Here is a 15,207-nt window from a genome sequence, read left to right as displayed (position 1 = left end):
CTCCTTGTGTAGACAAGGAGTTTTTTACTTATTTTTATTAAGAATTTTTTATATTGTAGTATCCTATAAGGCGTAATCGAAATTCTTTTAATTCCGGATACGCCTCTAAATTTGCTAACATACCTCTAATTACCGGAATTCTTGGATTAAGCAATCGTATTTCCGCCTCTAAAACATCTAATGTAACCAACAGCTCATCATCCTCTAATTGATCAGCTAAAGTGCGCTTAAATACAATAATCTCTTTTAAAAAATGTTCTTTAACTTGTTCCTTAATAAGCTCTGATTTACAAAGGAATTCTCCAAGCTTTTCTTCATGTAAAATAGGTTCTTCCGAAGATTCTACTAAGCCATCTACTAAATTATCTACTCTTTTTAAAATAAAAGCAGCTACATACGATAAATCAATTTCTGGTGCTTGTAAAATAATTAATTCTAAATACCCACGGCATATGCCTTCTACCATAATTACTAAATCCAATAAATATGGCATAACCTTTTCACCATAAATGGACAATAAACTATTCCGATAAAATGCATGAGACTCTAACTTCATCCGCATCATAAATTCTTCTACTTCTTTATTAAACGGAATCGCATTTTCTCTCGCATGCATAATAATAAATTCTTTATGCTTTTGTATATCATTAAACTGACAATGTAATTGTTTTGCAAATTTTTCACGTGGTAATAAAGACTCTTGTTCAATATCCAGCATTTTCTTTTGGATTTTGTCATAATAATATCGAAGTGTCGCTAATAAAAGCTCATCTTTCGATTTAAAATATAAGTAAAAAGCTCCCTTAGATATACCACTAGCTGTCACAATTTCCTGCACTGATGTCGCATTTACACCCTTAGTAGCAAATAACTTCATAGCCGATTCTATAATTAAACGCTCTTTTTCTTTCATATCTTCTCTCCTAAATTTAATCTCGCATCTTATTATAAATGTATTATACCATCTCTTTTTATTGACGATTGACCGAACGGTCAGTTATATTATGTATTAGACTGACCAGTTGGTCAATATAATAAAAAGGGAGCGCAAACATGAACAAAATCATCAATTTCTCGTTAAAAAATAAGTTCGCAGTTTGGCTACTAACCATTATTGTTACTATTGCGGGGATCTACTCTGGACTCAATATGAAGCTGGAAACAATCCCTGATATTACAACACCGATTGTGACAGTAACTACGGTCTATCCTGGTGCTACACCAGAAGAAGTAGCTGATAAAGTTTCAAAGCCGATGGAAGAACAACTACAAAATTTAAGCGGTGTTAACGTTGTGAGTTCATCATCTTTTCAAAACGCATCTTCTATTCAAGTAGAATACGATTTTGATAAAAATATGGAAAAAGCAGAAACAGAAATTAAAGAAGCTCTCACAAATGTAAAACTCCCAGAAGGTGTTAAAGATCCTAAAGTTTCACGAGTAAACTTCAATGCCTTTCCAGTTATTTCGTTAAGCGTGGCAAGTAAGAATGAATCTTTAGCTACCTTAACTGAAAATGTAGAAAAAAATGTTGTACCAGGATTAAAAGGACTTGATGGTGTTGCATCTGTTCAAATTGCTGGCCAACAAGTAGATGAAGTACAGCTTGTCTTCAAGAAAGATAAAATGAAAGAACTAGGACTAAGTGAAGATACCGTAAAAAATGTGATTAAGGGATCGGATGTATCTTTACCACTTGGCTTATACACATTTAAAGACACGGAAAAATCAGTTGTTGTAGATGGCAATATTACAACGATTAAAGCGTTAAAAGAACTTAAAATCCCAGCTATACCTTCCTCACCTAACGGTCAAGGTAGTCAAAATGCTGGCGCTGGTGCACAAACGCCGCAAATGAATCCAGCTGCTATGAACGGGATTCCAACAGTTACATTAGACGAAATTGCTGACATTAAAGAAGTTGGGAAAGCAGAATCTATTTCTCGAACAAATGGAAAAGAAGCAATTGGAATTCAAATTGTGAAGGCCTCTGATGCAAATACAGTTGATGTTGTAAATGCAGTAAAAGATAAAGTAAAAGATCTTGAGAAAAAATATAAAGATTTAGAGATCATTTCAACATTCGACCAAGGTGCACCTATTGAAAAATCAGTTGAAACAATGCTGAGCAAAGCAATTTTCGGCGCTATCTTTGCGATTGTTATTATTATGCTGTTCCTACGAAATATTCGAACAACGTTAATTTCTGTCGTTTCAATACCACTTTCTTTATTAATTGCTGTTTTAGTCATAAAGCAAATGGATATTACGCTTAACATTATGACACTTGGAGCAATGACCGTTGCTATAGGCCGCGTTGTCGATGACTCAATTGTTGTTATTGAAAATATTTACCGACGTATGTCGTTATCAGAAGAGAAATTACGTGGAAAAGATTTAATTCGTGAAGCTACGAAAGAAATGTTTATCCCAATTATGTCTTCCACCATTGTAACAATTGCTGTATTTTTACCGCTTGGACTAGTAAAAGGTATGATTGGTGAAATGTTCTTACCATTCGCCTTAACTATCGTCTTCGCTTTATTAGCATCATTACTAGTAGCAGTTACAATCGTACCGATGCTAGCTCATTCCTTATTTAAGAAAGAGAGCATGAGGGAAAAAGAAGTACATCATGAAGAAAAACCAAGTAAATTAGCAAATGGGTATAAACGCATACTTGCATGGGCTTTAAATCACAAAATTATTACATCAAGTATCGCTGTCCTTCTATTAGTTGGTAGTCTTGCACTTGTACCAGTTATCGGTGTAAGTTTCTTACCTTCTGAAGAAGAAAAAATGATTATTGCAACATATAATCCTGAACCAGGTCAAACGTTAGAAGACGTTGAAAAAATTGCAACAAAAGCTGAGAAGCACTTCCAAGATAATAAAGACGTCAAAACAATTCAGTTCTCATTAGGTGGAGAGAATCCAATGAGTCCTGGTCAATCAAACCAAGCAATGTTCTTCGTGCAATATGATAACGACACGAAAAACTTTGAAAAAGAGAAAGAACAAGTCGTTAAAGATTTACAGAAGATGTCTGGCAAAGGCGAATGGAAAAACCAAGACTTCGGAGCAAGTGGCGGTAGTAACGAAATTAAACTATACGTTTATGGAGATAGCTCAGAAGACATTAAACCTGTCGTAAAAGATATTCAAAATATCATGAAGAAAAATAAAGACTTAAAAGATATAGATTCTAGTATTGCAAAAACATATGCAGAGTACACTTTAGTCGCAGATCAAGAAAAGCTGAGTAAAATGGGCTTAACGGCTGCTCAAATTGGAATGGGACTTTCTAATCAACATGATCGCCCTGTTCTGACAACAATTAAAAAAGACGGTAAAGATATCAATGTATATGTAGAAGCTGAAAAACAAAATTATGAAACAATCGATGACTTAACAAATCGCAAAATTACAACACCACTTGGTAATGAAGTAGCTGTGAAAGATGTTATGACTGTAAAAGAAGGTGAAACATCGAATACAGTAACACACCGAGATGGACGTGTTTATGCAGAGGTTAGTGCCAAATTAACATCTGATGACGTTTCAAAAGCATCTGCTGCAGTACAAAAAGAAGTAGATAAAATGGATCTTCCTTCTGGTGTAGATGTTTCTATGGGCGGTGTTACTAAAGATATTGAAGAATCATTCAAACAACTTGGCTTAGCGATGTTAGCTGCGATTGCCATTGTATACTTCGTTCTTGTCGTTACATTTGGTGGTGCCCTAGCACCATTCGCAATTTTATTCTCGCTACCATTTACAATTATTGGGGCTCTTGTTGCCTTATTAATCTCTGGTGAAACATTAAGTGTATCTGCAATGATTGGTGCGCTTATGTTAATCGGTATCGTTGTAACAAACGCAATCGTGCTTATCGACCGCGTTATTCATAAGGAAAATGAAGGACTATCAACACGTGAAGCTTTATTAGAAGCTGGTGCAACACGCCTTCGTCCAATTTTAATGACTGCAATTGCAACAATCGGTGCTCTTATCCCGCTTGCATTAGGATTTGAAGGTAGTGGCTTAATTTCTAAAGGACTTGGCGTAACGGTAATTGGTGGATTAACAAGTTCAACGTTATTAACACTTCTTATTGTTCCAATCGTTTATGAAGTATTAAGCAAATTTAAAAAGAAAAAAACAAAATAACAAAAAAATAACCTCGCTAACTGCGAGGTTATTTTTTATTTCCAAACAAGATTAGGAAATCGCCATAGCCTTCTTTCTCTAATTCCTCTTTTGGAATAAATCGAAGAGCTGCGGAATTAATACAGTAACGAAGGCCATTTGGTCCTGGACCATCTGGAAATACGTGCCCAAGATGTGAATCTCCTTCTTTACTTCTCACTTCTGTACGTGTCATATTATGACTCACATCCATCTTTTCTTTCACACTTGCTGACATCACTGGTTTTGTAAAACTAGGCCATCCACATCCACTATCAAATTTATCTAGAGAAGTAAACAACGGCTCACCTGAAACGATGTCTACATAAAGACCTTCCTCTTTATGGTTCCAATACTCATTTCGAAATGGTGGTTCTGTACCATTTTCCTGTGTTACATAATACTGCATCTCATTGAGCTTTTCTTTTAAATGAGCATTATCCTTTGGCCAATGTTGCTTAATAAAAGCATCTCGTCCTGAGCCTTTACGATATAACTCATAGCGGAATGTGTTTTTCTTATGGTATCCTTGGTGATATTCTTCAGCTGGATAAAATGTAGCTGCTGGTAGTATTTTTGTCGCAATTGGTTTTGAAAAGCGTCCACTCTGCTCAAGCTCTTCTTTTGAGGCCTCTGCTTTTTTATGTTGTTCTTCATTATGATAAAAAATCACCGTTTCATAAGACTGTCCGCGGTCGTGGAATTGTCCACCAATATCGGTCGGATCAATTTGTCTCCAATATATATTTAACAATTCCTCATACGGCATTTTATTTGCATCAAATGTAATTTGTACTGCCTCATAATGTCCCGTCGTTTCTGAACATACTTCTTTATACGTTGGATTCTCTTTATGACCACCTGTATAGCCAGAAACAACCTTTATAATCCCTTCCATCTCTTCAAATGGCGAAACCATACACCAGAAGCACCCTCCAGCAAATGTAGCCAATTCTATCTTTTCATTTACAGCCATTACTTCACCCCTATTCTATGTTCTGCTTACAGTATGGCATAAGAAACATCATATTATAAAAGAAAAAGCACCGAACATCGATGCTTTTTCTTTACTTCACTTTATTTTTTCCAACATCCTTCTCCATTTCATCACTTGTCACGTCTAAAACATCTAATAAGAAGATGAAGATTGGAATACCGATAATTAATCCCCATACACCTAAGAAGTGTTCTGAGAAGATTAATACCATAAATGTATAGAAAATCGGTAAATTTGTTTTTTGCGACATAAACTTCGGGTTTAATACGTAACTTTCAAGCGCATGAATCACTGTTACGATAACCAAAATATAAACAACGTACATGATACCGCCAATATTGTAAGCAATCATACAAAGTGGGAATAACGAAATGATAACCCCCGCTACTGGAATTAAGCCCAGCAAGAAAATCATTAACGCTAAACCTAATAATTGTGGGAATCCTAATATCCATAATGCAATAACTGAAAGAACACAGTTAACAACAGCAATTAAAAATTGCGCTTCGATTACCTTTCCAAATGAACGTGCAAATTTCTTTCCGAAGTACTCAATTTCAGTATAGAAAATTGCAAGCCTGCTTTCTTTAAACTTTGCAGTAAAACCGACAATACGAGATTTTTCTAATAAGAAAAACAAACTCAAAATTAAAGAAAGTAAAACTTGAAGGCCAAATTTACCAACATTCGTAATCGATTTATACAAAATGTCTACGCCTTGTCCTACATATTTAGAAAGCTCCATATGATTGACAGCATTAACTGCATACTTAATTAGTTCACTATCTGGTGGGTTTCTTAAAAATACATTGAATTGGTAAATCAGTTGTGAAATTTGTATCGTCAATACTGGTAAATATTTAAATAGCGTAATAGCAATTCCACCAATTAACATTACATATAGAAATGCTATAATAATTTTTCGATTAATAGGCATGAAATGATCTAATTTGCGTGAAATAAACTTTTGGAATCGATCCATTAAATACGTGAGAATAAACGTAATTAATATTAAATTCAACATACTTTGCAGCCCGTATAACACGAGAGCAAGTATTACTAATACGAGTAACCTCTGAAATCCTTTGCTTTGAAACAGGTTTTTTATTTGCATAATCGACGAATACTCTCTCCTGTCCTATAAACTAAAACGTTAATAAGTAGATTTCTCTCTCTTTTCTACTTTCAATTATTCATTCATATTAAGATTTTTATAAACTCATTATATGCCTACTTTAACAGGTATATAGTAGCTTACTTCTTATTTTACAATACAATGACCTAATTCAAAACGTATTCTACATAGTATTAATGAAGATTTAAGGAAACTTACATTTTTTTAAATAGGTCTTACCACTACTGTAACATAAAAAGCAAGCTATCAGTAGAAATCTGTCCTACAAATAGCTTGCTTTTCTTATTTTTTAAGTAAGTTTTACTATCCAATGAATGGCATGAACATTGGGATGACAACTACTGTTACAACCCCAACTACCGTTACAGCAATACTTGCCATCGCTGCCTCTACCTCACCCATTTCAATTCCTACTGCAACTCCTAATGCATGACCCGCTGTTCCAAGTGCTAAACCTTTTGCAATCGGATGTTTCACTCTAAATGTTTTTAAGAATAATGCTCCTAATGCGTATACGATAACTGCGTTGAAAATAACTGCAAACGATGTAATTGCTGGAATACCACCAATACTTTCTGAAATTGGTAACGCAATTGCTGTTGTTGCTGCTTGTGGTAGCATTGAATTCATTACTGCTGTATCTAAACCGATTGCTTTTGCAACAATGAACACGACAATTACTGAGCAAATAGATCCAACCACGATAGCTGATAAAATTTGCCACCAATATTTTTTCAACTTATCAACTTGTTTATATAGTGGGATAGCGAATGCAATTGTTGCTGGCTCTAAGAAGAAACTAATCATTTTTCCGCCAGTATTATATTCTTCAAAAGTAAAGTTACCTACCTTTAGAAATACAATCCCTAATACCATCGCTACGAATAATGGTGTAAATAGGAAGAACCCTTTTGAATGCTTGAATAATAATGTTCCGATTCCGTATGCGATTAATGAAACGACGATTCCGAAATATGGAGTCATTGTGCTTGCCATGTTCATTACCTCCCAACAATATATAAATACAATGGTTACGCAACCTTTCCGTGCTTGCGTCCTTTATTTACTACTTTCAATTCTTTTATATCTTCTGTTTCTTTTTCATCTTTTCCTAAAATAAATTGTGCAAATAATCCTGTTACAGCGAGTAAAATAACTGTCGCTACAACAATTACAGTTAAAATTTGTACAAAGTATTGCCCCATTACACCAAGAGAATTAATAACTGAAATACCTGATGGGACGAATAAGAATCCAATAATACCTGTTAAAGCTGTTCCGAGTGATTCAACTTGCTCCAATTTAATAACTTTTAAACATAATAGACTAAATAAAATAACTAACCCGATTACCGATGAAGGCATTGGAATTGGTAAATGTGTTGCAATAATATTAGAAATTAACATAATAGCTGAAAATATGAATGCTTGTGATAAGAAACTATATACTTTTTTCGTACTCATTTTGGCCACCTCTTTCGATTTGGTACCTTTATTGTATAGGATATAACCGCCTAAGTAAGCGTTTACATAACGGAACGTCAAATATACAGAATCAGTTACAAATATAAAAGGATGAAATACAAAAGCTGCTCCTTAAATACGAAGCAGCTTCTTGAGTTCTTTTGCATATGTACGACTAACAGGTACTTTTGATCCTTCTTTCATAATTAAATTATAAGTAGAGTTAAACCATGGCTGAATTTCAGTAATATGATTAATATTTGCAATAAAGCTACGATGAACACGCATGAAACTTACTTGCGGCAACTTCTTTTCCAAAATCACAAGTGTATCGTGTGTTACATATGTTTCCCTCATTGTTTTTACTGTCACTTTTCCGTCCACAAGTCCTACATATACAATATCTTCAATATTAACAAGTACGATTGATTCTTCAATTGGTAATGCTAATTTATGCATCTCTACTGTTACATCTGTCCCCTTTATTTCGTGCTTCGTTTCTATTTGCGATTGTTTTTGTTTTTTATACTTCTTTAATGTCTGCACAATACGCTCTTCATCAAATGGTTTTAAAATGTAGTCTAACGCATCTACTTCAAATGCTTGCAGTGCATATTGATCATAGGCAGTAGCAAATACAATTGCAGGTGGATTTTTCATCTTCTTTAATATATTGGCGATTTCAAATCCGTTATCATCGGATAATTGAATATCTAAAAACACAATATCTGGTCTACTTTGCATTAGTTCTTCTAATGCGTCTTCCACACAATCAGCCTCACCAATTATCTCAACTTCTTTCGTTCTCTCTAATAAATACTTTAGTTCATCACGTGCTAACATTTCATCGTCAACTACTAATACTTTTAACACCCGGCTCTTCCTCCCCTACTTTTTTTGGAATAACAAAAGTAATCTCTGTCCCCTCATTTAATTCACTTTCGATATGAAGCATCGTTTCTTTTCCAAATAATCCAATAAGACGTTCATTAATATTATATAAAGCTGTTCCAGTCCCTTTCTTTGACGAAACTACCATCTTTCCTAATTGTTCTAAACGTTCTTCCTCAATTCCCTGTCCATTATCTTTTACTTCAAAATGAACCATACCCTCTTTTTCAAAAACATGCACTTCTACTTCACATACTGGTTGCTTCTTCGGAAAAGCGTGTCGCAATGCATTTTCAACCAATAGTTGAAGAACAAATGGTGGTACTAAAGTTGTCTTTAGCTCGTCCTCAATATACATCTTTACCTCATACTTATTTGGGAACCTTGCTTGTTCTAAGGATAGATATGCCTGTACATGGTTTAATTCTTGTTCTAGTGGAATCAATAACTGACGTGCCCCTTGCAAATTACATCGGAAATATACGCTAAGCTGTAATAATAACTTCCTTGCTTTTTCTACATCTGTTCGGCATAAAGCTGATACTGTATTAATCGCATTAAATAAAAAGTGCGGGTTAATTTGCGCTTGTAATGCTTTTATCTCTGCATCTTGAAGTAATTTACTTTGCAACTCAGCTTCTCCTAACTCTAACTGCGTGGAGAATATTTTTGCTAACCCTTCTGCTAATTCTTCTTCAACGCGACTTAACTGGTTAGGATTTTTAAAATACAGTTTTAATGTCCCTATCGTATTTCCATGCGAAGTTAGTGGAATAACAATCGCCGCTTGCAAAGGGCATCCTTCATGTTGACAATTAATGACCTCACGTGATTTTGCTTTCATTATTTGCCCTGTATGTAAAACTTCTTTCGACAAACCAGTTATTAAACTATGTGAAGGAATATGGTGATCTGATGCTAATCCAACATGAGCTAATATTTTCTCTGTATCTGTTAAGGATACCGCATCTGTTCCTGTAAAACGGTGAATAATTTGTGCCACATGCTTACATGATTCTTCTGTTAAGCCTTGGCGAAAATATGGTAACGTTTTATCTGCAATACGTAATACCTTATGAGTCTGAAGTGCCTTTGCGTTCTCTTCCTGACGCAAAATAGCTTGTATCATAGAAAGTAAAATAAAACTTCCAAAACTATTTACAAGGATCATTGGTATCGCAATTGTTTTCACAATGCTCATTCCATCCTCTACAATTAATAGGATCATAATCATTTCTAAAGAAACGATAAAAACACTTAAAATCGCTGAAAACTTAGGAGTAATTGTACGATTATACTTTTTGAAAATGTATCCAATATACCCCGTTATAACACCTGCTAAAATTGACGAGATTGCACAACTTAGAGCTGTCGTCCCTCCAAGCATATAACGGTGAATACCAGCAATTGATCCTACCCCAATTCCGACGATAGGACCACCAAGCAATCCACTAATTCCAACACCCATAATACGTGTATTCGCAATGGTACTCGATGATGAAACACCTTGTAACCAATTTTCATTCATAATCGTATTTCCTGCTATTTCAATCCCAGTGTAATTGCTTACAATTGTAAATACCGAAAAAATACAAATAAGCTTAAGCTTATCTACATAGCCATCCTGTTTATGAAGGAGGCGTCTGAAAGTTTTAATATGAGAGAGTAAAAATCCTAAAATAACTATAAGTCCGACTCGTTCAATCATCATGAGTACTAAATTTAGCATCTTTGATTCATTCCTTTTTATTTAGTTAGTTTTATTATGGGAAAATAATGAAGTCGGCGTCAAGAAGAACGAAATGTTTTTTGAAATATTTTACACATAATAACTTCCTCTTTATTTGACAATACATATAGAAGAGTGCTAAAAATAAAGTAATATAATACAGTCCTTTAACCCAACCCCGTGAGGTTGAGAAGGAAGTCGGAATACAATATACGTATGTTCTTTTCTTGGGGATACGTATGCTTTTTTGGCCTTCTCATCATATCAGGTGAGAAGGCCTTTTGTTATTCTTCCATAGCGACTGTAGAAAATAAGGAGGAGTAATAATGAACGTCACTACTGATGTACAACAAACAACAGAGGAGACAAAAGCGAAAAGATATAAAACATTATTTGGTTCTGCGCTAGGATATGCAGCAGAAGGTTTAGATATGTTGCTATTATCGTTCGTACTTGTCTATATTTTAAAAGAGTTTCACTTAAGTCCTGTTGAAGGTGGAAACTTAACTTTAGCTACCACAATAGGAATGTTAATTGGTTCTTATTTATTTGGATTTATTGCTGATTTATTTGGCCGTATTCGTACAATGGCCTTCACAATCTTACTGTTTTCACTAGCAACCGCACTCATTTATTTCGCAACAGACTACTGGCAATTATTAATTCTGCGCTTTTTAGTTGGAATGGGAGTTGGTGGTGAATTCGGAATCGGAATGGCCATCGTAACAGAAACATGGTCTAAAGAAATGCGCGCTAAAGCGACATCTGTTGTTGCACTTGGATGGCAATTTGGTGTACTGATTGCTTCACTCCTTCCAGCATTTATTGTCCCACACTTTGGATGGAGAGCCGTTTTCTTATTTGGATTAATTCCAGCTTTACTAGCTGTCTATGTCCGTAAAAGTTTAAGTGAACCGAAAATATGGGAGCAAAAACAACGCTACAAAAAGGAGCTATTGCAAAAAGAAGCTGCAGGTAAATTAACAACTACTGAAGCAGAACAACTAAAACATATAAAAAAATTTCCACTTCGAAAGTTATTTGCCAATAAAAAAGTAACAATTACAACAATTGGTCTTATTATTATGTCGTTCATCCAAAACTTCGGATATTACGGAATCTTCACATGGATGCCCACTATTTTAGCAAATAAATATAACTATACATTAGCAAAAGCAAGTGGCTGGATGTTCATTTCTACCATCGGTATGCTAATTGGAATTGCAATCTTTGGTATTCTAGCTGATAAAATTGGTCGACGTAAAACTTTTGCAATCTATTATATTGGCGGTACAGTATACTGTCTCATTTACTTCTTCTTATTCACAGATTCAACATTATTATTATGGGGAAGTGCATTGCTTGGATTCTTTGCAAATGGAATGATGGGAGGATTTGGAGCAATTTTAGCTGAAAACTATCCTGCTGAAGCTCGCTCTACCGCCGAAAACTTTATTTTCGGTACAGGACGTGGACTAGCTGGATTTGGGCCTGTTATTATTGGCTTACTTGCTACAGGTGGCAACCTACTTGGAGCATTGTCCTTGATTTTTATCATCTACCCAATCGGGTTAATTACAATGCTACTATGTGTACCAGAAACAAAGGGAAAAGTATTAGATTAAACGTAAAAGAGGAAGCATCTCATTTAAGATGCTTCCTCTTTTACGTTTTTATTTATTTTGATTTACTAGCCTTCTGAAATAAGAATGCAGTTTTATCTTCTTCTTTTACAATACCTTGTTTTAATGCTAATTCTCCCGCAACTTTAGGCGCTAACCATAGCATTGGGAATAACAAAATTGATACCGGAACTGCCGTCACCACGATAAACGATTGTAGCGCATTAATACTTCCTTCACCCATATATAAAAGAATTGCTGCAACTGCGCCCATAATAAGCGACCAAAAAATTCGCAAACTAATTCTAGGATCTCCGTCTCCAGTCACTGCCATTGAAATGGAATACGCCATTGAATCTCCTGTTGTCACTACAAATAAAATTGTTAATAAAAGAAATGCTGGTCCAATAATATTAGAAAGTGGCAATTGCCCTGTAATTGCAATCATAGCTGCCGGCATACCAGATTCACTTAATGCGTCCGAGATAGACCCAGGATTCATCAACTCATAAAACACGCCTGATCCACCTAATATAGTAAACCAAAATGTTGTAATAATAGGTGCGATAATTCCAATTGCAACGATGATTTCTCGAATCGTTCTCCCTCTTGAAATTCGACTCACTAAAATTGCCATCATTGGTCCGTATCCAATAAACCATCCCCAGAAAAAGATTGTCCAAGATCCTAACCAACTTGTATCACCACGGTATGTGCTCATCGGTATAAACTCATTTACATAAAATCCAAACGAAGAAACAAACGAATCAATAATAAATCCACCTGGCCCAAATAGTAATATGAATGCCATTAACACAATTGCTAATCTAACATTTAAATTACTTATAATTTGAATCCCTTTATCAATACCTGTTACTGCCGATATGGTAGACACGGCCACCACACAAACAATAATTGCTAATTGAGTAGTAAACACATCAGAAATTCCAAATAATTCTTGTAATCCATAACTTGCTTGTAAACCTAAAAATCCAATTGGGCCAATTGTACCTGCAGCTACTGCAATAATTGCAGCTGCATCAATTATCGTTCCAAGCAGGCTCTTTCTTAATTTTTCCCCAAAAATAGGATATAAAAGTGTTCGAGGTTTTAGCGGCATATCTTTATGATAATGTCCATACATCATAACTACCGCACTAATTGTACCTAAAATCGTCCATGCTAAAAATCCCCAATGCATATAACTTTGTGCTAAAGCAGGCATGACTGCTTCTTTCGTTCCAGCAGATATACCATCATGTATTGGTGGCACCGTCATCAAATGATACATTGGCTCTGCTGCTGCCCAAAAAACGCCACCTCCAGCAAGTAATGTAGACATAATAATAGCAAGCCATTTTGCCGTACTAATCTCAGGTTTTTCTAATCCCCCAAGCTTAACTCTCCCATATTTGGAGAAAGCCATACACATCGCAACAATAAATGTACCTAATAATAAAACTTGCCAGAAGGCACCGAAATATTTAATTGAAAAAGCGAAACTTTTATTAATCGCACTCTCTACATAATCCTTGTTCAAAAAAACTGCAATTACAAATAATAAAAGTGAACCACCACTAATAATAAATACAGGCCAATCAGTTTTTCGACTCTTCATCCTCATTTATACTTCCTCCTTCCTCAGCAATCTAAAAAAACAACTTTATTATGTTTTATTGTTTAAACCTAAAACATAATAATTATATATGCATAACATTTTATCGACTTCCCACATACTTATGTTGTCCCTAAAAATATGCCAAATCCCTTATTAAAAAGAAAAATTCTCTTCCTCTTACATAAAAAAGCAAAACAAAAGACCTTATATTTCTATAAGGTCTTCGAAACAGAAATTTGATTATAACATAAGGTACTCCTTGGTTCAAAAAGCCTCTTCCAAAAATAACCGAGAGTAAAGGCTTCCATTTGCTACATAACAGTAATTAAAAAAAATATATTTTGCAGAAAAAAACTGCACTAAATATTATTTATGAAAGAAATTTGGCTTCAAAATTTCATTCGGATACGGTTTATGATAAATGTGAGTGGTAGCTGGAGATAATGGCGGAATAAGCCATACCCAATTACCTGTTACAACACGACCACAAGCAGCTTCTTGCTTCTCAAATTGCTGAAATTGTTGTGCAGCAGTATGGTGATCAACAATACTAACTCCTTGTTTTTTAAAGGAGTGTAGTACGGCAATATTCAACTCAATTAGCGCCTTATCTTTCCATAAGGTACCGTTTCTCGATGTATCTAAATCCATCATCTCCGCAACAGCCGGAAGTAAATTATAACGATCATGATCTGCTAAGTTGCGCGCCCCAATTTCTGTTCCCATATACCATCCATTGAACGGAGCGGCTGTATAAGAAATACCGCCAATTTCTAAACGCATATCTGAAATCATTGGAACACCATACCATTTCACTCCAAGTGATGAAATAGGGTATTCTGGGTGTTCAATTGGCACTTCTTTTACTTCTTCTCTCGGAATTTCTTTATATGTAGGTGCCTTCCCGTTTATAGAGAACACAAGTGGCAATACATCGAAATTCGTACCTTCTCCTTGCCAACCAAGCCCCTGACAAAAGTCCGTAAATGTAGCGGAATGAGAATCACCAATCACTCCCGTTTCTGTTTTATATCCTGCATATCGAATCAATTGGTGATTATAAATTCTTATATTATTTTCTTCACCTTGATATTGCTTAAAAATCGTAATGGTTGGTTTAACTTTCCCGTCGTTCGTTGCATATTTAATATGATGAATTAATGCATTATATACACCCTCTTCATCATTTACTTCGCGCGCATCTAATATGTGCATCTTACTCCAAAATAGTCTTCCAATACATCTATTACTGTTACGCCATGCCATTCGTGAACCATGAACAAGTTCTTCAAATGTATGCTCATATGTCCCTGTCTTCTCTATCTCAATTTGAATTTCTTTTATACGTTCTTCTATCAATTGTTCTTTATGAAGCTCCTTATAACAAATCGTAATAAAATTACTTGCTTCTTCTATTAATTGTTTCGTTTTACTCATAAACAATCTCCTTCTATTTCAACAAACCCCTGCTACTTTACAGTATAAGCAAAAAGGATAGGAGTCACAAATGAAAGTGAGAGTGTTACTTTTATTGTAATATTTTTCAGAAAATTAATTGACTTAC

At 34.9% G+C, this 15,207-nt stretch carries 11 protein-coding genes and 1 pseudogene; 2 read left to right on the top strand and 10 right to left on the bottom strand.

Features of this window, described 5'->3' with window-relative positions:
• Positions 1–37: 37 nt before the first annotated feature.
• Complete coding sequence (locus tag ACTFN4_RS14940; protein ID WP_000659648.1) at positions 38–913, bottom strand: TetR/AcrR family transcriptional regulator; 876 nt, start codon at positions 911–913, stop codon at positions 38–40.
• 140 nt (positions 914–1,053) lie between these two features.
• Here ACTFN4_RS14940 and ACTFN4_RS14935 point away from each other — a divergent pair, with 140 nt between their 5' ends.
• Positions 1,054–4,170: an efflux RND transporter permease subunit gene (locus ACTFN4_RS14935; protein WP_001033493.1), complete on the top strand. Its 3,117-nt coding sequence runs from the start codon at positions 1,054–1,056 to the stop codon at positions 4,168–4,170.
• A 28-nt stretch (positions 4,171–4,198) separates the two neighbouring features.
• Here the strand turns inward: ACTFN4_RS14935 and msrB are convergent, their stop codons facing one another.
• From msrB to lytS, 7 genes and pseudogenes are all read right to left on the bottom strand, one after another.
• Entirely contained in the window at positions 4,199–4,651 is a 453-nt protein-coding gene (gene msrB / locus ACTFN4_RS14930; protein ID WP_224201069.1) for a peptide-methionine (R)-S-oxide reductase MsrB, read from the bottom strand.
• 45 nt (positions 4,652–4,696) lie between these two features.
• Positions 4,697–5,164, bottom strand: a pseudogene (gene msrA / locus ACTFN4_RS14925) (peptide-methionine (S)-S-oxide reductase MsrA); the annotation flags it as partial.
• 91 nt (positions 5,165–5,255) lie between these two features.
• Positions 5,256–6,299, bottom strand: coding sequence for an AI-2E family transporter (locus ACTFN4_RS14920; protein ID WP_001166010.1), 1,044 nt, complete (start codon positions 6,297–6,299; stop codon positions 5,256–5,258).
• Positions 6,300–6,623: 324 nt separating this feature from the next.
• Entirely contained in the window at positions 6,624–7,316 is a 693-nt protein-coding gene (gene lrgB, locus ACTFN4_RS14915; protein WP_000168869.1) for an antiholin-like protein LrgB, read from the bottom strand.
• A gap of 35 nt (positions 7,317–7,351) precedes the next feature.
• The gene (gene lrgA / locus ACTFN4_RS14910) at positions 7,352–7,783 is read right to left on the bottom strand and encodes an antiholin-like murein hydrolase modulator LrgA (RefSeq protein ID WP_000104900.1); all 432 of its coding nucleotides are present in this window, start codon (positions 7,781–7,783) and stop codon (positions 7,352–7,354) included.
• A 132-nt stretch (positions 7,784–7,915) separates the two neighbouring features.
• On the bottom strand, positions 7,916–8,656 hold the full coding sequence (locus ACTFN4_RS14905; protein WP_000921843.1) for a LytR/AlgR family response regulator transcription factor: 741 nt from the start codon (positions 8,654–8,656) through the stop codon (positions 7,916–7,918).
• On the bottom strand, positions 8,634–10,403 hold the full coding sequence (lytS, locus tag ACTFN4_RS14900; RefSeq protein ID WP_000933564.1) for a two-component system sensor histidine kinase LytS: 1,770 nt from the start codon (positions 10,401–10,403) through the stop codon (positions 8,634–8,636). The genes ACTFN4_RS14905 and lytS overlap by 23 nt, the downstream gene beginning before the upstream one ends.
• Before the next feature lie 326 nt (positions 10,404–10,729).
• Here lytS and ACTFN4_RS14895 point away from each other — a divergent pair, with 326 nt between their 5' ends.
• The gene (locus ACTFN4_RS14895; protein WP_001103412.1) at positions 10,730–12,028 is read left to right on the top strand and encodes an MFS transporter; all 1,299 of its coding nucleotides are present in this window, start codon (positions 10,730–10,732) and stop codon (positions 12,026–12,028) included.
• 52 nt (positions 12,029–12,080) lie between these two features.
• On the opposite strand, the gene ACTFN4_RS14890 is transcribed toward ACTFN4_RS14895, so the two are convergent.
• Complete coding sequence (locus ACTFN4_RS14890) at positions 12,081–13,649, bottom strand: BCCT family transporter (RefSeq protein ID WP_001242442.1); 1,569 nt, start codon at positions 13,647–13,649, stop codon at positions 12,081–12,083.
• 360 nt (positions 13,650–14,009) lie between these two features.
• On the bottom strand, positions 14,010–15,080 hold the full coding sequence (locus ACTFN4_RS14885; RefSeq protein ID WP_000047627.1) for a nitric oxide synthase oxygenase: 1,071 nt from the start codon (positions 15,078–15,080) through the stop codon (positions 14,010–14,012).
• Positions 15,081–15,207 lie beyond the last annotated feature (127 nt).

Origin of the sequence: Bacillus cereus group sp. MYBK95-2 (assembly GCF_051915225.1) — a bacterium.
Lineage (GTDB): Bacteria > Bacillota > Bacilli > Bacillales > Bacillaceae_G > Bacillus_A > Bacillus_A cereus.
The sequence above is the reverse complement of the archived record's forward strand: the minus strand, read 5'-3'. Positions and strand labels throughout refer to the sequence as shown.